Genomic DNA, 20136 nt, shown 5'->3' on the forward strand with positions numbered 1-20136 from the left:
CCCGGTCGACATCAACGGGTTCAAGACCCAGCAACATCGATGGGCGAAGGGATCGATCCAGACCGGCCGCAAGCTGCTCCCGCGGATCTTCCGAAGCGGCTTTCCGCTGCGGGTGAAGATCGAGTCCTTCTTTCACCTGACGAACAATCTCTCGTATCCGCTCGTGATCGCGCTGTCGATCCTGGTCTTCCCCGCGATGCTGATCCGTCACCGGCTCGGATGGACGCGCCTCATCCTCCTCGATTTTCCTCTCTTCTTCATCTCGACGTCGTCGGTCGTCCTCTTCTACATCGCCTCGCAGAAGGAGATCGACCCGCAATGGCGGAAGAAGCTCCGGTACATGCCGATGGTGATGTCGCTGGGCATCGGTCTCGCGGTCAACAACGCGCACGCGGTGCTCGAGGCGCTGCTGGGCCGCGAAAGCGAGTTCCGCCGCACGCCGAAGTACTCGGTCGGCGACCGCCCGGAGGACTGGAGCCGCAAGGCCTACCGGACCCGCGTCAACCTGTCGTTTCCCTTCGAGACGGCGCTCGCGGTCTACTTCGCGGTCGCGATCGGGATCTCGATCGAGGACCGCATCTATCTGGCGATCCCGTTCCTCATGGTCTTCTTCTCCGGCTATTTCTACATGACGATGCTGACGCTCGCGCAGCAGCTCGCCCGTCCCCGGCTGCCGCGGCTCGCCCCCGCGCCGACCCGCTCGGCCGCACTGGCGCCCGTCGCGGAAACCCCGCGGGACTAGCAGGCGGCTGAAAAACGAATCCGGGCGGCGTGTCACGAGTCTTGCCGATCGCTCGCAGGACGGCGCGGCGCTCCAGCTCGACGAGGTTTGGCGCCGGATCTTTTCAACGCGCGAACGGCAAGACTCGCGCCACCAGAAGGTTGCGGCGGCGCAGGCCCGACTGCTTCGTTCCCGCGCCTAGACGATGCGGCCGGCATCGCCTTCGGCGCGGCGTCTTACATTCGAGCCCGCGGCGCTCGCAACCCCGCCACGGACCCTTTTTCAGCAGCCTGCTAGACCTTCGACGGCACGACGCTCGCCCGGGACGGGGCGCCGGCATTCGCCGGACGAGTCCCGCCCTCCCTTCTTCCGCGGAAGAAGGTGCCGGCGACCGCCGGCGGATGAGGGCGCTCCCGGATTGTCGGAATTCCTAGAACAGCAGGAACAGCTTCATCAGGAGCCACGCGACTCCGGCGGTGAGCGGGAGCGTGAACGTCCACGCGAGGAGGATGTTCCGCGCGACCCCCCAGCGGACGGCCGAGACCCCCTTCTGCGCCCCGACGCCCATGATCGCCGAGGAGATGACGTGCGTCGTCGAGACCGGCAGCCCGAAGTGCGAAGCGGTGAGGATGACCGCGGAGGCGGAGGTTTCGGCCGCGAAGCCCTGGTAGGGCTTCAGGTGAATCATTTTCATGCCGAGCGTGTGGATGACCTTGCGCCCGCCGGCGGCCGTGCCGATGCCCATGGCGATCGCGCAGGCGCCGACGACCCACGTGGGTACGTCGATCTTCGAGAGCTTGCCGGCCGAGAAGAGCGCGAGCGTGACGATCCCCATCGACTTCTGCGCGTCGTTGCTGCCGTGCGAGAGCGCCATGAACCCGGCCGAAACCATCTGCGCGCGGCCGAAGAACGAGTTCACCCGCGAGGGGGCCGACCGCGCGAAGAGGACGATCACGACCCAGATCACGAGGAGGCCGATCGCGAACCCGAGGATCGGCGAGACCAGGAACGATTCGACGATCTTGGCGATCCCCTTTCCCTTCAGGATCGCGAATCCGCTCTGGGCGACCGCGGCCCCGATGACTCCGCCGACGATCGCGTGCGAAGAGGAGACGGGCATCCCGATCCAGACCGTGAACGTGTTCCACACGATCGCCGACAGGAGCGCCGCGAGCGTCAGGAGCTGCGTGACCTGGTGCGGGTCGACGATGTCGCTTCCGATCGTCTTGGCGACCGCGGTCGAGAGGAACGCGCCGACGAAGTTCAGGATCGCCGCCATCACGATCGCGACCATCGGCGACATCACGCGCGTCGAGATCACCGTCGCGACCGCGTTGGCCGAATCGTGCCAGCCGTTGGTGAAATCGAAAAGCAGGGCGAAGGCGACCACCAGGAAGACGAGCGGCGGCAGCCCGAGGATCATCAGGCGGTCTTCAGGATCAGGCTTTCCAGGACGTTGGCGACGTCCTCGCAGCGGTCGGTCGCCGCCTCGAGCGTCTCGAGGATCTCCTTCTGCTTGATCAGGAGAATCGGGTCGCGCACCTCGTCGAAGATCCGGGTCAGCCCCTCGTGGAGGGCCTGGTCTCCTTCGTTTTCGAGGGCGTGGATCCGGATGCACGACTCGATGACGTGGTCCCGCTTCAGCACTTTTCCGACCGATTCCTGCAGGATCTGCGTCTGGCCGATCAGGATCTTCGAGAGCTCGGCGCCGAGCGGAATCGGCGCCTGGATCTTGTAGAGCGTCAGCCGCGCCGCCGCCGCGTCGATGTTGTCGAGGACGTCGTCGAGCGAAGAGGCCAGCGCGTGAATGTCTTCGCGGTCGAACGGAGTCACGAAGACGCGGGCGCTCTCGTTGAATATGCGGTGCGTGAGCTCGTCCCCCTGATGCTCGAGGGACTTGATCTTGTGGACGCGCTCCGGAAGGTCGGCGAGCGTCGAGAGCGCCTCGTTCAGGATCACCGCCGCCTCGAACGAGACGCGGGCCTGGGACGCGAAGAGATCGAAAAACAGGTGATCGCGCCGCGTCATGCCGAACATTGGCGGCAAAGCCTACCGCGAAGAGGCAAGCGACTACAAACGGAATTTACACGAAGCTCCTCAGCAACGTTGCTGGGCTCGCGCGCCAAATCGAGCCCACCGAGTTGAAGCGACGCGGTCGCTTGACTCGGTGGCTCGATTCAGATGAGTGACCGCAGGGTTCGAGGTCGCGGGCGCCGATTCAGCGGTTTCGGGCATCGGCTCTGCCGCTCATAGAACGAGTGAGCAAATAGTTGGTCTCCCGTAGCAGCGACCGAAGGGCAACTCTTGCTTTGCCGAGGCGCGGGGAGGCGCGAGCCCGGCGGGATGCGGGCGGGCCGCGCCGCCCGCAGGCGTACTGAATGGTACGTTGGAGGGCGAGCGCGGCCGGCACGCGCCCGCCCGGCTCGATGCATCGCCGCGCCCACGTAAAATGCCGTAATGCCGCTGCTCCAGGTTACCGAGATATTTAAATCGTTGCAGGGCGAATCGACGCGCGCCGGATTTCCCTGCTCGTTCGTGCGCCTGACCGGCTGCTCGCTCCGCTGCGCGTGGTGCGATTCCGCCTACGCGTTCCACGGCGGCCGGCCCATGACGATCGACGCGGTCGTCGCGGAAGTCGAGGCGCACGGGACGCGCCTCGTCGAGCTGACCGGCGGCGAGCCGCTCGAGCAGGAAGCGGCCTACCCGCTCATGACCCGGCTCCTCGACGCGGGCAAGACCGTGCTCGTGGAGACCGGGGGCCACGTCCCCCTCGACCGCCTCGACCCGCGCGCGATCGCGATCATGGACGTCAAGGCGCCGGGGAGCGGCATGGCGGCTTTCAACCTCGACGAGAACCTCGCCCGGCTGCGTCCGTCCGACGAGCTCAAGTTCGTGCTCGCGGACCGCGCCGACTTCGACTGGGCGATCGCGCGCGTCGCGCAAGGGAATCTCGACGCTTCGCGGGTCGTCACGTTCTCTCCCGTCTGGGACCGCCTGCCGGGAGCGGATCTCGCGGAGTGGATCCTCGAAAGCGGCTGCGACATCCGGCTGGGGCTGCCGCTCCACAAGCTTCTCTGGGGCGACGTGCCGGGACGATGAAGGCGGTGGTGCTGCTCTCGGGAGGCGCCGACTCGGCGACGTGCCTGGCGCTCGCGCGCGCGAAGGGTCGCGAGACCTACGCGCTCTCCTTCGACTACGGGCAGCGGCACCGCGTCGAGCTCGCGTTTGCGCGAAAGCTCGCGCGGCGATTCGGCTGCGTCGAGCACCGGATCGCGGCCGTCGATTTGCCGGGGAAGGCGCGCTCGGCGCTCACGTCCCGCAAGATCGCCGTCCCCAGGGGCGGCGTGCGCCGGGGGCGGATCCCGGCGACGTACGTGCCCGCCCGCAACGCGCTCTTCCTCGCGCATGCGCTTTCCTGGGCGGAGGCGATCGGCGCGCGCGAGATCTGGATCGGCGCCAACGTCGTCGACTACTCCGGCTACCCCGACTGTCGCCCCGCGTTCCTGCGCGCCTTCGAGCGCATGGCGAATCTCGGCACCGCCGCCGGCGTCCGCGGCCGGCGCTTCCGGATCGTCGCGCCGCTCCTGAAGCTTTCGAAAACCGAGATTCTTCGTCTCGGCGAGTCGCTCGGGCTCGACTACCGGTGGACTCTTTCTTGCTACGACCCGGGAAAGAGGGGAGAGCCCTGCGGCCATTGCGACTCCTGCCGGATCAGACAACGCGCGGAAAAAGCAGTCCGTAAACTCCCCTGATGGCACGGGACTTCCAAGTTATTGCGACTGCTGTACGTAAAATATGAGCGAAAACATGTAGATTTTTCCATAAAACACTTGACATGGATCTACTAAGGTTCTAGTATCAGAGCTGCGATGAGATTCGACCAGTTCACCGTCAAGGCCCAGGAAGCCGTCTCGAACGCTCAGCGTCTCGCCCGAGAGATGGGCCACGCGGAGCTCACCGCCGATCACCTCCTCCAGGCACTGCTGCAGCAGAAGGAAGGGATCGTCCTCCCGATCCTCGCCAAGCTCGGCGCAGATCCCGACGCGATCGCGTCCGCCCTCGACGCCGCGCTCTCCCGGCGATCGAAGGTTTCGGGGGCTTCCGCCGATGCGCAGGTCTCCCCTTCGCTCGTGAAGGTGTTCGACAAGGCCTTCGAGATCGCCCACAAGTTCCAGGACGAGTACGTCTCGACCGAGCATCTGCTGCTGGCGCTCGCCGACGCGCGCGGCACCGAAGCCGCCAGAGCGCTCTCTTCGTCCGGAGCCACCGAGGCGGCCCTCCTCTCTGCGCTGAAAGAGGTCCGCGGGTCCTCGCGCGTGACCGACCAGAACCCCGAAGACAAGTACCAGGCGCTGAAGAAGTACGCCCGCGATCTCACCGAGGCGGCGCGAAAGGGAAAGCTCGACCCGGTCATCGGGCGCAACGACGAGATTCGCCGCGTCGTCCAGGTACTCTCGCGGCGCACGAAGAACAACCCGGTGCTGATCGGCGAGCCGGGTGTCGGCAAGACCGCGATCGTCGAGGGGCTGGCGCTGCGGATCCGCTCGGGCGACGTGCCGGAAGGGCTCAAGAACAAAAGCGTCGTCGCGCTCGACCTCGGCGCCCTGATCGCCGGCGCCAAGTACCGCGGCGAGTTCGAGGACCGCCTCAAGGCGTTGCTCAAGGAAATCGAGGAGGCGGAGGGCCGCGTGATCCTTTTCATCGACGAGCTCCACACGCTCGTCGGCGCCGGCGCGTCCGAGGGCTCGATGGACGCGTCGAACATGTTGAAGCCCGCGCTCGCCCGCGGCGAGCTCCGCGCAATCGGCGCGACGACGTTGAACGAGTACCAGAAATACATCGAGAAGGACGCCGCCCTCGAGCGGCGATTCCAGCCGGTCTACGTCGAGGAACCGACCGTCGAGGACACGATCGCGATCCTCCGCGGGCTCAAGGAACGCTACGAGGTGCACCACGGCGTGCGCGTGACCGACGCGGCGATCGTCGCGGCGGCGCAGCTCTCCCACCGCTACATCACCGACCGGTTCCTCCCCGACAAGGCGATCGACCTGATCGACGAGGCGGCCTCCGGACTGCGAATCGAGATCGATTCGCTTCCGACCGAGATCGACCAGATCGAGCGGCGGGTCGTCCAGCTCGAGATCGAGAAGCGCGCGCTCGCGCGCGAGGAGACGCCGGCGGCGCGCGAGCGCCTCGGAGCGATCGACCGCGCGCTCGCCGAGGAGAAGGAGAAGTCCTCCCGCCTGAAGGCGCGCTGGCAGAACGAGAAGAATGCGATCGGCGAGATCCGGAAGCTGAAGGAGGAGATCGAGCACGCGAAAGCGGAGGCCGAGGACGCCGAGCGCGCGGGAGACCTCGAGAAAGCCTCCGTGCTCCGGTACGGGAAGCTCCGCGAGCTCGGAGAGCGCCTCGAGAAGGCCAAGACCGCGCTCTCGAACCTCCAGGGCGGGGCGCCGATGCTCAAGGAAGAAGTCGACGAGGAGGACGTCGCCCGGGTCGTCGCGAAATGGACCGGCATCCCCGTCGCCCGGATGATGGAGGCCGAGAGCCAGAAGCTCCTCCAGATGGAGTCGCGGCTCCGCCGCCGCGTCGTCGGCCAGGACGAGGCCGTCACCGCGATCTCCGACGCCGTCCGCCGCGCGCGCGCCGGCCTCTCCGACCCGAACCGGCCCGTCGGCTCGTTCATTTTCCTGGGCCCGACGGGCGTCGGGAAGACCGAGCTCTCCCGCGCGCTGGCCGAGTTCCTGTTCGACGACGAGAACGCGATGGTGCGGCTCGACATGTCGGAGTACATGGAGAAGCACTCGGTCGCGCGGATGATCGGCGCGCCGCCGGGATACGTCGGCTACGAGGAGGGAGGGCAGCTCACGGAGGCGGTGCGGCGCCGCCCCTACAGCGTGATCCTCTTCGACGAGATCGAGAAGGCGCACCCGGAGGTCTTCAACATCCTGCTCCAGGTGCTCGACGACGGGCGCCTGACCGACGGCAAGGGGCGCAACGTCGATTTCCGCAACGCGGTCATCATCATGACTTCGAACATCGGCTCGGAATGGATCCACGAGTACGCCGACCGCGACGAGGCCGAGATGAAGGCGAAGGTCACGGAGGCGCTCACCCGCCACTTCCGGCCCGAGTTCCTCAACCGGATCGACGACGTCGTCGTGTTCCACCGGCTCCGGGAGGAGGAGATCGAGCGGATCGTCGAGATCCAGCTCGCCCGGCTCGTCCGGACGCTCGAGGGGCGCGGCCTGCGTCTGACGTGGACCCCGGAGGCCGCGAAATGGCTCGCGAAGAAGGGATACGACCCGGTGTACGGGGCGCGTCCTTTGAAGCGCGCCATCCAGAAATCGGTCCAGGACGCTCTCGCGAAGATGGTGCTCGGCGGACAGCTCACCGGGAAGGCGACGATCGAGATGGCCGTCGCCTCCGACGGGGAGTCGCTTGCCTTCACCGAGATCCCCGGCACGGCCGCAACCGAACCGGCCGCCGAACCGGCTTCGGCGGCCATCTCATAACCCGTCAATCACAGGAGGTAGAGAAATGAACGGAATGACACGATGGGATCCCTTTCAGGAGCTTCAGAGCTGGGGCGAGCGGATGAGCCGCCTCATCGGCACGGAGCGGATGCCGGCGCGCGCGCGCGGCACCGACGAGGAGAACCTCTCTTACGGGACCTGGATGCCCCCCGTCGACATCGTCGAGGGGAAGGACAAGATCCAGCTCAAGGTCGAGCTCCCCGGATTCAAGGAAGATCAGGTGAACCTCACGGTCGAGGACGGGCTCCTCACGATCCGCGGCGAGCGCAAGTTCAACCGCGAGAGCAACGAGCAGAACTACCACCGGATCGAGCGCTCCTACGGGACGTTCGTGCGGTCCTTCACGCTCCCGAACAGCGTCGAGCAGAACCGGATCCAGGCGACGTTCTCCGACGGGATCCTGAACATCGACATGCCCAAGCGCGAGGAGACGAAGCCGAAACAGATCCCGATCAAGGCCGGAAGCGCCGAGACCGGATCGGGCACGGGACGCAAGAAGGAAATCGACGTCCACAAAGCTTAGTCCGAAGCGCTCACGACCGTGAGCGCCCGGTCGATTCGCTTCGGCGACGTTGGCCCGGAATTCTGAAGATGACACCTCGGTTTTCCGGGACATGAGAGAACGACGCAGGAATCCCGGGGCGGCGGCCGTCGCGGTCGCCGCCCTTTCTCTTGCTTCTTCGGTGTTCGCGGCCACTCCTCCGATCCGGCGCAACGCCGTCGTCGCGGTCGTCGAGAAGGTCTCCCCCGCCGTCGTGAACATCTCCGCCGAGCAGACGGTGAGGCGGCAGCCGACCTTCTTCGACCAGTTCTTCGGCGAGTTCGACGCCGGCCCGCGCCGCTACAAGACGAAGTCGCTCGGCTCCGGAACGATCATCAACGCGGGCGGCGTCATCCTCACCAACGACCACGTCGTCTCGGGAGCGTCGAAGATCATCGCGACGACCAAGAGCGGCCAGGAATACGAGTGCGACGTCGTGGGAGCCGACCAGGACAACGACCTCGCGGTCCTGCGGATCCGCGGCGCGAAGCCGGGCCTTCCCACGATCCCGATGGGGACCTCCTCGGACCTGATGATCGGCGAGACCGTCATCGCGATCGGGAACCCGTTCGGGCTTTCGAACACCGTGACGGCGGGCGTCGTCTCCGCGGTCGGGCGCACGGTTCCCGAGGAGAACCGGGAGCGGGTCTTCACCGATTTCATCCAGACGGACGCGTCGATCAACCCGGGCAATTCCGGGGGGCCGCTCGTCAACGTCGACGGGCAGCTCATCGGGATCAACACGGCGATCGTCGGCGGCGCCTCGGGGATCGGGTTCGCCATCCCGGTCGACCGCGCGAAGCGGATCGTCGACGATCTCCTGCACTACGGCTCGGTGCGGCCGGTCTGGATCGGCGTCCGGGGGCGCACGGCGTCGTCGCGTTTGGCGGGAGAGGGAAAGCCGGTCGGCTATCGGGTGACGCACGTCGAGCCGGGCTCCCCCGCCGCGCGCGCGGGAATCGCGAAGAACGACGTGATCGTCTCGATCGACAACCGGCCCGTCGAGACGAAGAACGACCTCGACACGATCCTCTCGAGCGTCACGCCCGGAAAGCTCATCACGGTGTCGGTGCGCGCGGGAAACGGCGCCCGGAAGCTTCCGCTGCGCGTGTCGGAGCCGCCGGCGGGGCTCTGGGCGAGGCTCCTGCGCGACGAGGTCGGGATCCAGGTCACGCCCGCGCGGGGCGCCCTTCGAATCAGCCGGGTGTTCCGCGGCTCGCCCGCCGACCGCGCGGGGCTCGCGGCCGGCGACTACCTCGTGGGATTGAACGGCAGCGACGTCCGGAGCGAGAAGGAAGCCGAGACGATCCTGAACCGCGACTTCAGCCGGACGACGCTGTTGATGACTGTCCAGCGCGGCGGCTGGCAGTACACGTTGACGTTTCCCCTCGCTTAGGGAACGCGCGGCCATACGCGCCGTTATACGGGTCCGTCGGGCCTGCCGGCGGCTAGACGTACGTTTTCAGTACGCCTTCGCCGCCGGCCAGACCCGCCGAACCCGCCTTCCAGCACGTCTGGCCGCGCGCCGGCAATTGACATCGTGGACCGATCTTTACGCTCGCGTCTCCCCGCGCCTCGGCAGATTGACCGTCGAATCTGTTCTCGTCACTGAAACGAAAGCGACGGCGCCGCTCGTCCCATGAACCATTCGAGGCCGCGGCGCTGGCTGCGATCCGTCACCTGGAACGGCACTCGTGTGCGACCGAAAACGCCTCGAGGCGCGGCCAGACGTGGTGAAAGACGGACGCGGGCACCCGGCCGGCGCGCCGAGGCGTACCGTTGGCGTACGTTGAGCGCCGGCGGCCGGGTGCCCGCGTTCGTATAGCGCCGCGTATGGTACGCGCCAGCTACAACTCGGAGACGACGATCCCCGCGATCACCAGCGCTCCGCCGGCATAACCGCGAACTCCGAGGCGCTCCCCCAGGATCACCGCCGCGAAGATTGCGGCCCACACCGGCTCGAGGGCGAAGATGACCGCGGCGCGCGTCGCCGAGAGCCGGGCCTGCGCCCAGTTCTGCACCGTGAACGTCCCGATCGTCGCGAAGAGCGTCATGTAGGCGACCGCGATCAGGAAGCCGCGGTCGAAGACGAACGGCTTCGCCTCGAACGACGCCGCGGCGAGGGCCGGCCGGGCGAGTTTCAGCCACAGCGAGGCGGCGGCGAGCGTCGCCGACGCGGCGATCATCTGCCGCGCGGTGTAGAGGAAGGCGTCGTGGCGCGGAGACCGCACCTCGTTCTCGACGAAATAGACGGCGAAGAGGACGGCGCACGCGAGCACCATCAGGTCGCCGCGGTTGACGCCGCCGCCGTCGGCCGGCCACGAGAGCATCGCGAACCCGGCCGTCGCGAGCGCGACGCCGGCGAGCACCGTCCGCCCGGGAGCCCGGCGCGTCCGGACGAGGGCGACGACCGGCGTGAGGACCACCGACAGCCCCGTGATGAATGCCGTCTTCGACGCGGAAGTTTCCGTCTGCCCCACGATCTGGGCGCCCATCCCGAGGGCCAGCAGCGCTCCCATTCCGATGCTGTCCCGCCAGATCCGCGGCGTGGCCGCCCGGCCGAGCGTCGCGGCATTCAAAACGAGCGCCGCGAGGACGAAACGCGACGCGACGTACCCGAGCGGCGGCTCCCGCCCGAGCACTTCGGCGTTGACGATGAAGGTCGTGCCCCAGACGACGGTCACCGCGACGAGCGCGAACGCCGCCGGCCACGAGTGCTTTTCGGCCGAAATGGTCGAGGAGTTCACGGCGGCGCGATCGTATCCTCCTTCGCCAAGGCTTCGGAGGATCTGGAGAATCCTCCGTAGCTCGCAAGAGCGGAGGAGGATAAGATCGCGCTCGCGCGGCCGGCGCGGATGTCGCGCCCGCGGCCCGGTCGCGCGGTCCGCCCTGGGCACGCGCCGGCGGGTCATCGGCGAAATTGGCAGGCCGCCGCTCTGCGATTTCAGCGCGAGAAGGGTCGACATGAACGTCTGGCGTGGACCAGCGCCGAAAATCGACGGCCCCCAGGCGGACCGCGGAACCGTTCCGCCGGCGAATCCGCGGGCAGACGCTCGCCGGAGAGACCGCTGGCGCGCGCCGGTCGTCGACCGACGCGGACGATCCGTCTCATGAGCGTTCGCGTCCGCTTCGCCCCGTCCCCCACGGGAAGCCTCCACGTCGGCGGCGCGCGCACGGCGCTCTACAACTTCCTCTTCGCACGGCACCACGGCGGGACGCACGTCCTGCGGATCGAGGACACGGACGTCGAGCGCTCGCGGACCGAGCTGACGGACCAGATTCTTCGGTCGCTCGAATGGCTGAGAATCCGCTGGGACGAAGGGCCGATTCACCAGTCGGACCGGATGGACCTCTATCGCGCGCGCGCCGACGCGCTGCTCGACTCGGGCAAGGCTTACCGCTGCTTCTGCACGCCCGAGGAGCTCGACCTCGATCGGAAGAAGGCCGAAGCGGAGAAGCGCGCCTACCAGTATTCGAAGAAATGCCGGCCGCTCGACGCGGGAGACGCCGGACGCCGCGCCGGCCCGGGGGAGAAATTCGTCGTCCGCCTCCGCGTCGGCCCCGAGCCGATCGTCGTCGACGACCTGATCCGGGGCCGCGTCGAGTTCCCCGCCGGGGCGACGGACGATTTCGTCCTCGTCCGTTCCGGCGGCCATCCCCTCTATCACTTCACGGTCTGCGTCGACGACGTCGACATGAGGATCACGCACGTCATCCGCGGCGACGACCACCTCGCCAACACCCCCAAGCACGTCGCGCTCTTCGCGGCTCTCGGCGCGCCGGTCCCGCAGTTCGCGCATCTCGGGATGATCTACGGGACGGACCGGAAGAAATTGTCCAAGCGCCACGGCGCCGCGTCCGTCGAGGAGTGGCGCGACGCCGGCGTCTTCCCGGAGGCTCTCGTCAACTTCCTGGCGCTCCTCGGATGGTCGCCGGGAGACGACCGGGAAATCATGACGCTGGAAGAGATGATCCGGGACTTCTCGCTCGACCGCGTCGGAGCGTCCCCGTCCGTTTTCGACCCGGAGAAACTCCTCTGGATGAACTCGAAGTATCTCGCCGCGATGACGCCGGCCGAGCTCTTCCTGCGTCTCGACGTGGACGGAGCCGAGCTCCCCCCCGAGCCGGCCGCGCTCGCCGCGATCGAGCTCCACCGCGAGCGCTCGCGCACGCTGACGGAGCTCCGCGCGAGCCTCGCCGACTACACGGCCGATCCCTCCGAATACGACGCGGCCGGGCTGAAGAAGAACGTCGGTCCCGACACGCCGTCGCTCCTCGCGTCGCTCGCCGAGCGATTCTCGGCCCTCGCCGACTTCCGGAAGGAGGCGCTCGAGGCCACGCTCCGCGAGCTCGCGGCGGAGAAGGGGACGTCCGCCGGCAAGCTCATCCACCCGCTGCGGCTCGCGGCGACGGGAAAGACCGTCGGCGCTCCCCTCTTCGACGTGCTGGAGCTCCTGGGGAAGGAAACGGCCCTGCGGAGGATCGAAGCGTTCCTCAGGAAGATCGAAGTCGCCGTCTGAGCGCATGCGCGCCGTCCGCCTGACGTCTCCGGGAGCGCGTCTGCGCGACGAAGAGCGGGCCGTCCCCGAACCGGCGCCCGGAGAGATCGTGATCGAGATCCGCGCCGCCGGCATCTGCCACACGGACGCCCATTACCGGAGGGACCCGGGCCGCGCGCGGCTTCCCGTGACTCCCGGCCACGAGATCGCCGGGGTGGTCGTCGAGAAAGCGGCGGGCGTCGAGCTCCCCTCGCCCGGCGACCGCGTCGCCGTCCATTACCTCGTCGGATGCGGAGCCTGCGCGGACTGCCGCGCGGGGCGGGAACGCTTCTGCCCGCGCGCCGAGATGATCGGCAAGGAGCGGGACGGGGGCTACGCGGAGATGATCGCCATCCCCGCGGAAAACGCGATCCCGGTCCCGGACGGCGTTTCGTTCGACGAGGCGGCCGTCATGATGTGCTCGTCGGCGACCGCGCTCCATGCGCTCCGGCTCGCGGAGATTCGACCCGGAGAGAGCGTGCTGGTTTCGGGATTCGGAGGGCTCGGAGCATCCGCGGTGCAGCTGGCGGGCGTCCTGGGAGCGGGGGCGGTCATCGTGTCCGACGTCGTTCCCGCGAAACTTTCGGCCGCGCGGGACTTCGGCGCCCACCCTCTCGACGCGTCGGCCGCGGACTTTGCCGAGTCGGTTGCCGGCGCGGCCGGAGGCCGGGGACCCGACGTCGCCCTCGACTTCGCCGGTACGCCCGCGTCGCGGTCCGCCGCCCTGCGCGCGCTCGCCCCGGGCGGAAGACTCGTGATCGTCGCTCTCGACGCGCGCCCCTTTTCCTTCGATCCCTACCGGGACGTCCTCTCGCGCGAGCGGCGGATCATCGGATGCTCCGACCACACGCGCGCGGACCTGCGCGACCTGATGGAATTCGCGGCCGCGGGGAAGATCGACCCGTCGCGGGCCATCACGCGCCGCGTTCCGCTCGAGGCTGCGGCAATCGATCGCGTCCTCGACGAGCTCGAGGCGGGGACGGGGCACCTTCGGTCCGTCATTCTTCCCGCCGGCTGAACGGGACGCTCCTACGCGCCGCCGGGTTCGATCACGGCGCCCGTCGCGTCCCCTTCGATCGCCTCGACGAACGCCCGCGCGACCGCGGCTGCCGGCGTGCCTCCCTCCGCCCGATGCCCCATCCTCCTCAGCGTCTCGGCGACCCACCCGGGGGAGACGGCGTTGATCCGGATCCCGCGCGGGAGCTCGAGCGCTGCCGCGGCGACGAAGGCCTCGACTCCGGCATTGGCGACCGAGATCGCAGCCCCGCCGGGAGACGGGCGGCGCGCGAGCGTCCCCGACGTCAGCGCGAACGATCCGCGATCCGCGACGAAGCGGATCCCGAGACGGACCATGTTGATCTGCCCGAGCAGCTTGTGATGAAGCGTGAACCGGAAGTCTTCCTCCGACAGCTCGGAGAGCGGCCGGAACCTGGTCGCGCCGGCCGCGCAGACGACGGCGTCGACCCGGCCGACCTTTTCGTAGAGGCGGACGATCGAGGAAGAATCCTGAAGATCGACGGTCAACGGGCCGCTGCGGTGGGCGACCGGAAGGACCTCGTGACGATCTTCCAATGCCGCCACGACGGCGCGGCCGATCGTGCCCGTGGCGCCGACGACGAGGACTCTCACTTCAGGCCGTCGACGAGGTACAGGGTCGAGAGGATCCGGGTCACGCCGTAGGCATACGACTTCCCGTCCATGACGACGATGACCGGCGCGATCCCGGTGATTCCGGCCGAATCGGGTGCGTTGATCGTCTTCCAGAGCTCGCGCTTTCCGGTCGCGAGGTCCACACGGTAGACGGGAGCCGAGCTTCCTCCGCGGAGATAGACGTAGACCGCCCGTCCGTCGGTCGACCACCCCGCCGGATACTCGCGGGGCGCCGACCCGGGGACGGGAACCGGGGCTCCTCCCGTCATCGAATAGATCGCCGGGCGAAAGTCGGCGGCGAGACCGAGCATCCGTTTGCCGTCGGGCGACGTGGGCGTATAGCTCGTGAACGGAATTCCCTCGTCGCTGATCGGGCGGGTCGCGCCGGTCTGAGAGTCCACGACGAAATATCGAGGGCCGTGCCCTTTCTCGGCCCCCCGCACCACGAGCCGCATCGAGCCGGAGACGAACTGCGGGGAGCTGACGTTGACGAGCGAAGTCTGGACGACGCGCGGCTTCCCCGCGGCCGTCGGGAACAGCGAGATCTTCGTGGCGTCGAGACCGTATCCCGCCGCCCAGGCGGAATCCGAGGAGAACCCTCCCGCGCCGCCGGGCCCCAGCAGGATGGGCGCGGAGCCGTCCGTCTTCCGGATGTAGAGCGACCCGCTCTGGCCGCCGCCCTCCCCCGTCTCGTCGAAGACCACGAGCTTCCCGTCCATCGAAAGCCCGTTCAGGCCGCTCCAGTCGAGACCCGAGAGGTCCCTCTCCCGGGTTTCCCCGGGCGCCATGGCGAACGCGCTCGCGCGCTGGTCCTCCTGCTCGACGAGAGCCCGGCCGTCTTTCGCGATGTCATACAGCGTCAGGGTCGCGGGAACGCGGTGGATCACCCGCATGCGGCCGCCGGGTGTGACCGCGCAGAGCGACCGCGCGTTTCCTTCCGACGTTCCGGTGAACCAGATCTCCTTGCCGTCGGGCCGCCAGGCGAGCCCCTGCACGGTCGAGAAGCCGGAGGCGAGCGTCTTCGGGTTCCGCCCGTCGACCGGGACGAGGACGACCGAGCCGCCGTCTCCCGCCGACGCGTGGTCGAGGAATGCGATCCACTTTCCGTCGGGCGAGAACCGCGGATGGCTCACCCACCCCTGCGATGCGTAGAGGAGATGATCGTCGGGATAGAAGAGGTCCGCGTGCCCGCCGACGTCCCGGACGACGGCGAGCCCCTTGCCGTCCGGCGACCAGTCGGCGAAGGAAACCCCGGATTCGATGTCCCGCGGCGAGCCGCCGGAGAGCGGAGCTCTCCCGAGCGTCCCCTGGATCTGGAGTGTCGTGACCTGGATCGGATCGCGCGCGAGAGCGAGCTCGCTCTGCGAGGAGATTCCCAGGAGAAATGCCGCCGGAAGGTCGAGAGGCGACGACAGCAGGTTGTCCGCCCGCACGGCGTACAGGTGGGAGGGCTGTCCGTCCCACGCGGCGCCGTAGACGATCGAACCCCCGTCGGGCGTGAACCGCGCTCCCCAGATCGCGCCGCGCTGGAACGTGAGTCGCCGGAAGACCGGACCGGGCGAAGGTTTTCGAGGAAGGAAAAGAGCGACAGCGAGCGCGGCCGCGAGGAGCAGCGCGGCAGTCGTCGCGGCGATCGCGCGCCGCCGGAGGCTCCGGACCCGGCCGATCGGAATGGCGCCGCCCACACCGGCCTGGAGCGACGCCGACGTTTCCGTCAGATGGTCGCGGAGGCTTTTCAAGTCCCGCGCGAGGTCCTTCGTCGATGCGAAACGGTCTTCGGCGTCCTTGGCGAGGCAGCGCTCGACGATCCACCGGAGCGGCGCGGGGACACGCGTGGTGACGGCGGAGATGGGCTCCGGCTCCTCGCGGATGATCGCCGTCAGCGTCTCGGCGGAGCTCCCTCGCTCGAACGCGCGCTTCCCGGTCGCCATCTCGTAGACCATCGACCCGAACGAGAACTGGTCGGAACGGAAGTCGACGGGACGGCCCACGGCTTGCTCCGGCGACATGTAGCCGACGGTGCCCATCACCGTTCCGGGAGCCGTGCCCGTCTGCGTCGGGAGCTCGGAGGAATCTGATCCGCGCCGGCCCGTCTGCCGCGCGAGCCCGAAGTCGAGGACCTTGACGTAGCCGTCCTTCGAGACGATGACGTTCTCGGGCTTCAAATCCCGGTGGACGATCCCGGAGTCGTGCGCCTTCGCGAGCGCCTCGGCGAGCTGGGTCGAGACGTCGAGGAGCTTGCGGATCCCGACGGGGCCGTCCTCGAGGAGCCCCCGCAGCGTCCGTCCTTCGACGAGCTCCATGGCGATGAACGCCCGGCCGTCGGCGGTCCCGATCTCGTGGACGACGACGATGCCGGGGTGGTTCAAGGCGGAGGCGGCTCGCGCTTCCTGCTCGAACCGGGCGAGCCGCTCGCGGTCCTCGGAAAATTCCTCCGGAAGCACTTTGAGCGCGACCTCGCGGCCGAGCCGCGGGTCCCGCGCCCGATAGACCTCCCCCATGCCGCCCGACCCGAGGGCCGCGACGATCTCGTACGGGCCGACCTTCATGCCGGGACCGAGCGTCATGATCGCCTCGGCGAGAGGACCTCGTAAGGCCCGACCTTCGTTCCATGGGACAGGGGCATCGGTGGGAAGAGTCTACCGGAAGTGCGCGCGGCTCACCGGTCGCGGGTCTTCGACGGAGCGGGCTTGTACGACTCGCTCATCTTCCGAAGCTTCCCGATCGTCTCCCGCAGGACGCCGACGGCGGCGGGGATCTCCCGGCCGTAGAGCTTCATCTCCGCCTCGCAATCCGTCATCCCGTAGACGGCGGCGTCGTTCTCGAGGCGGTTTCGCTCGAACTCCAGCCTCTCGACGAGCTCGTCGATCTCCGAGCGCAGCACGTACGAGAGATCGCGCTCGCCGAGGTACCGGCCGCACTGCGGGCAGTGGACCGTGACGTACCCTTCCGACGGCTCGTCGACGATGAACTGCCGCTCGCAGCGCGGGCACTCGAAGACTTCCGGAAGCACGAAAAGATTGTCCGCCCGCCCCCGCGGCGAAAGCAACTGTCCTTCGAAAAATTTCCCGTCGATTCCCGCTTGACAAATGCGAACGGTCGTGTTCCGGAGAACGGTCGTCCGGCGAGCTCAGCGGCCCGCCGCGCCGAGCCGGCCCGCAATTACCCGCCGGACTTTTTCGGGCGGTATCCGTCGGCAGCCAGCAACCCGAGCACCGTCTCGACGTGGTCGCCCTGGATCTCGATCGCTCCGTCCTTGACGGTCCCGCCCGCGCCGCACCGCGCCTTGAGCTCTTTCGCCAGCGCCGCCAGGACCTTCTCGCCCCCTTCGACGCCGGTCACGAGCGTGATCGTCTTGCCCGCTCGCCCCGCCGACGTCCGGGAGACGCGGACGCGCTGCTGTGCGAGCACAGCGGCGACGTCCTCTTTCTTCGCGCACGCGCACGAGCCGGCCGGCCAGCCGCACCGAGGACACCGGTTGCCGCTACCCCCGGGGCCGGAATAATACACGGTTTCATCGGAGCGTTTCATCGGCAGCACGACTAGGCCGCCGGCGGGTCGTTCGCGCCCGTATTCGCTCGAGCGATCGTCCGCGCCTCCCCTAGAGTTCGCCGACCCGGCGGAAATACTCCGCAAACGCCATCATCCCCCCGCGCGCCTGCTGCCAGTCATAGTTCTCGTTCGGCGCATGGTAGCCGTGCTCCGGGAGCGAGAGGCCGAGGAAGTAGACCGGGGCCTTCAGCACGCTCTCCATGGAAAGCACCGCGCCGATCGACCCGCCTTCGCGAACGAACACGGGCTCCTTGCCGAACGCGAACTTCATCGAGGCCTTGATCGCGTCGGCGTAGGGCCCCGTCGTCTTCGCGCTGTAGCCCGGCAGCGCGTGCTCGGACCAGACCTCGACGTCCGGATTCTTCGACTTGACGAAGTCCTTGACCAGTTTCGCGATCTTCTTCGGCTTCATGTTCGGAACGAGCCGGCACGACACGATCGCGGTGGCGCTCGGAGGGATGATGGTCTTCACGCCGGGGCCCGTGTAGCCCCCGGCGATGCCGTGGACCTCGAAGGTCGGCATCATCCAGATCCGCTTCATCACTTCGAGGGGATCGTCGACGCGGAGCGACTTCAGCAGATGGTCCTTCTTGAACTCGCGCGTCGTGAAGCCGGACTTCTTCATGTCCTCCAGCTCCTGTTTCGTCGGCTTGACCACGTCGTCGTAGAACCCCGGGATCTTCACCCGTCCCGTCTTCGCGTCCATGCACTGGGAAATCAGCTCGCAGATCTCCGCCTGCGGGTTGCGGGCGGCGCCCCCCGCGGTCCCCGAGTGCTGGTCCGTCTCCCCCGTGCGCAGCGTGAAGCGGAAACCCTGCAAACCGCGGAGACCGGCCGGACACGCCGGATGCTTGCGAGAAACCCACACGGTGTCGCAGACGACGATCGAGCCGGTCGCGAAGTCGGCGGCATGGTCCCGGATCGTCGACTCGAAGTGCGGCGAGCCGATCTCCTCCTCGAGCTCCCAGAGGAAGTCGATGTTGACGCGCGCGCCGTTGTCGGCGGCGTACTTGGCGCCGAAGAGGGCCGAGATCGCCGGTCCCTTGTCGTCGGTCGTCCCCCGCCCGAAATACGTGTCCCCTTCGCGCGTGAAGCGAAACGGCTCGGTCCTCCAGTCGGGGCCCTCCGCCGGCTGGACGTCCAGGTGGTTGTAGATCGTCACGGTCGGACGGCCCGCGCCCGTTTCGAACTGGCCGTGCACGAGAGGATGCCCTCCCGTCTCGTAAACGCGGGCCTTCGCCCCCATCGACTCGAGGAGATCCGCCGCGTAGCGAGCCCCTCGCGCCATGTCCGGTTTGTGCTCGGGTTCGACGGAAATGGTCGGGATCTCGACGATCTCGCGGAGGGCGGTTTCGAATCGTCCCCGCGAATCGTCGGCGTAGCGGGCGGCGGCCTCTTTCGAGAACTCAGCAGACATCCTTCAACTCCTTGTCACTTCTTCTTCTTCGGTTTGCTCTTCGCGGGCGGTCGCCGGGACCGCGCGGGTTTCCGGCTCCTCGCGGGCGCGGCGGCCTTCTTCTTCGGCGCGGCTTTCCTCTTCTCGGGCTTCTTTGCCTTCGGTGCGGCCGCGCGGGGCGCCTTCTCGGGCGCAGGAGCCGGCCCTTCCCGGGGCGGCTCGGCCGCCGCCGCCGCCGCGCGGGCGGCCAGCCGTTTCTCGCGGGCCCGGGCCCTCGACGCCGCGGCAGCCACCTTGCGTTCCTCGAGGCGCTGCTGCCGCTCCTCGCGAGCGGCTTCCTCCGCCGCCGCGCGGGCGGCCTCCCACTTCGGGAGACGCTCCGCGATCACCGCCGCGAGCTCCCGTTCGGAGTAGACCTGCGCCTTCGGAACCCTCTCCTTGAGCAGCTCTTTCCGGTCGTCGAAGACGTGGATCGCGAAGAGCTCGAGGTCGCGGGTGTCCTTGGCCTTGGAGAGATAGTCGGTGGTTTCGAGCGCGTGCGACGGCGCCCGGGAGAAGTCGATGACGATCGCGGCGGGCTTCTCCTTCCGGGCGAGCTCGTAGAACCGGGGCCAGCGGGGCTCCTCGACGATCAGCTCCGCCCCGGACTTGGCCAGCCTCGCGGCTTTGGCGTCGCGGGCTTCCCCCGTAAAATGTAGAAACAGAACCTTCATCGATTCCTCACTGGCCTCCCGAATCTAATCGTTCCGCGTTCCCGGCGAAAGGGTTATTTTGCGCATGCGCCGGGGGGTTGGCTGTCTTGAAACGTCGAAATCGGCCGATCCGGGCCTCAACGGCGCCTCTGGGGGCCGGAGATCGCTTCGCTCCGCTCGCGATGACAGGGAGGGCTCGCGCGACGGCTTTCCGGCGTACTCGAGATGTACGTCGGAGACGGGCGCGGCCGGCACGAGCTTCGCGTCAGCTGACTCAACAACGAGGCGCGGCCAGACGTGCTGGAAGACGGGTTCGGCGGGCCTGCCGGCGGTGAAGGCGTACCGAGAGCGTCCGTCGAGCCGCCGGCAGGCCCGACGGACCCGTATAACCGCGCGTATCGCCGCGCCCTCGAAACCTGGCTGACGAGGGCGGAAGGTTCTCGGTTGGATCGATGGTGAGGCGCGGCCAGACGTGCGGGAAGACGGATTCGGCGGGCCGGCCGGCGGCTA

At 68.2% G+C, this 20136-nt stretch carries 17 protein-coding genes; 8 read left to right on the top strand and 9 right to left on the bottom strand.

The window, feature by feature from the left end; genetic code table 11:
- The coding region (locus VKH46_05050) for a glycosyl transferase family 2 (GenBank protein ID HKB70190.1) at positions 1–742 on the top strand (742 nt) is incomplete at its 5' end.
- Positions 743–1151: 409 nt separating this feature from the next.
- Here the strand turns inward: VKH46_05050 and VKH46_05055 are convergent.
- Positions 1152–2144, bottom strand: coding sequence for an inorganic phosphate transporter (locus VKH46_05055; protein HKB70191.1), 993 nt, complete (start codon positions 2142–2144; stop codon positions 1152–1154).
- Complete coding sequence (locus tag VKH46_05060; GenBank protein HKB70192.1) at positions 2144–2758, bottom strand: DUF47 family protein; 615 nt, start codon at positions 2756–2758, stop codon at positions 2144–2146. Before VKH46_05060 ends, VKH46_05055 begins: the two co-directional genes overlap by 1 nt.
- A gap of 420 nt (positions 2759–3178) precedes the next feature.
- Here VKH46_05060 and VKH46_05065 point away from each other — a divergent pair, with 420 nt between their 5' ends.
- From VKH46_05065 to VKH46_05085, 5 genes are all read left to right on the top strand, one after another.
- Positions 3179–3820: a radical SAM protein gene (locus tag VKH46_05065; protein HKB70193.1), complete on the top strand. Its 642-nt coding sequence runs from the start codon at positions 3179–3181 to the stop codon at positions 3818–3820.
- The gene (gene queC, locus VKH46_05070) at positions 3817–4473 is read left to right on the top strand and encodes a 7-cyano-7-deazaguanine synthase QueC (protein ID HKB70194.1); all 657 of its coding nucleotides are present in this window, start codon (positions 3817–3819) and stop codon (positions 4471–4473) included. Before VKH46_05065 ends, queC begins: the two co-directional genes overlap by 4 nt.
- Positions 4474–4590: 117 nt before the next feature.
- Positions 4591–7236, top strand: a complete 2646-nt coding sequence (gene clpB / locus VKH46_05075) for an ATP-dependent chaperone ClpB (protein ID HKB70195.1) — start codon at positions 4591–4593, stop codon at positions 7234–7236.
- A 25-nt stretch (positions 7237–7261) separates the two neighbouring features.
- The gene (locus VKH46_05080) at positions 7262–7780 is read left to right on the top strand and encodes an Hsp20/alpha crystallin family protein (protein HKB70196.1); all 519 of its coding nucleotides are present in this window, start codon (positions 7262–7264) and stop codon (positions 7778–7780) included.
- Positions 7781–7871: 91 nt separating this feature from the next.
- Positions 7872–9194 carry a trypsin-like peptidase domain-containing protein gene (locus VKH46_05085; GenBank protein ID HKB70197.1) on the top strand — a complete coding sequence of 441 codons (1323 nt, stop codon included), beginning with the start codon at positions 7872–7874 and terminating at the stop codon, positions 9192–9194.
- A 451-nt stretch (positions 9195–9645) separates the two neighbouring features.
- On the opposite strand, the gene VKH46_05090 is transcribed toward VKH46_05085, so the two are convergent.
- The gene (locus tag VKH46_05090) at positions 9646–10545 is read right to left on the bottom strand and encodes a DMT family transporter (GenBank protein ID HKB70198.1); all 900 of its coding nucleotides are present in this window, start codon (positions 10543–10545) and stop codon (positions 9646–9648) included.
- Between the two features lie 363 nt (positions 10546–10908).
- On the opposite strand from VKH46_05090, the gene gltX reads away from it, so the two are divergent.
- On the top strand, positions 10909–12318 hold the full coding sequence (gene gltX / locus VKH46_05095; GenBank protein ID HKB70199.1) for a glutamate--tRNA ligase: 1410 nt from the start codon (positions 10909–10911) through the stop codon (positions 12316–12318).
- A gap of 4 nt (positions 12319–12322) precedes the next feature.
- Positions 12323–13354: an alcohol dehydrogenase catalytic domain-containing protein gene (locus tag VKH46_05100; protein HKB70200.1), complete on the top strand. Its 1032-nt coding sequence runs from the start codon at positions 12323–12325 to the stop codon at positions 13352–13354.
- A gap of 11 nt (positions 13355–13365) precedes the next feature.
- Here the strand turns inward: VKH46_05100 and VKH46_05105 are convergent, their stop codons facing one another.
- The 6 genes from VKH46_05105 to VKH46_05130 form a co-directional block, all read right to left on the bottom strand.
- Entirely contained in the window at positions 13366–13965 is a 600-nt protein-coding gene (locus VKH46_05105; GenBank protein ID HKB70201.1) for a short chain dehydrogenase, read from the bottom strand.
- Positions 13962–16553: a protein kinase gene (locus VKH46_05110; protein HKB70202.1), complete on the bottom strand. Its 2592-nt coding sequence runs from the start codon at positions 16551–16553 to the stop codon at positions 13962–13964. The genes VKH46_05105 and VKH46_05110 overlap by 4 nt, the downstream gene beginning before the upstream one ends.
- A 92-nt stretch (positions 16554–16645) precedes the next feature.
- The gene (locus VKH46_05115) at positions 16646–16999 is read right to left on the bottom strand and encodes a hypothetical protein (protein HKB70203.1); all 354 of its coding nucleotides are present in this window, start codon (positions 16997–16999) and stop codon (positions 16646–16648) included.
- A 149-nt stretch (positions 17000–17148) separates the two neighbouring features.
- Positions 17149–17517 (bottom strand): stress response translation initiation inhibitor YciH, encoded by a 369-nt coding sequence (locus VKH46_05120; protein ID HKB70204.1) that lies wholly within the window; start codon positions 17515–17517, stop codon positions 17149–17151.
- Positions 17518–17587: 70 nt separating this feature from the next.
- Complete coding sequence (locus VKH46_05125) at positions 17588–18955, bottom strand: M20/M25/M40 family metallo-hydrolase (protein HKB70205.1); 1368 nt, start codon at positions 18953–18955, stop codon at positions 17588–17590.
- Positions 18956–18969: 14 nt separating this feature from the next.
- On the bottom strand, positions 18970–19647 hold the full coding sequence (locus tag VKH46_05130; GenBank protein ID HKB70206.1) for a hypothetical protein: 678 nt from the start codon (positions 19645–19647) through the stop codon (positions 18970–18972).
- Positions 19648–20136 lie beyond the last annotated feature (489 nt).

The sequence above is a fragment of the Thermoanaerobaculia bacterium genome (assembly GCA_035260525.1).
Lineage (GTDB): Bacteria > Acidobacteriota > Thermoanaerobaculia > UBA5066 > DATFVB01 > DATFVB01.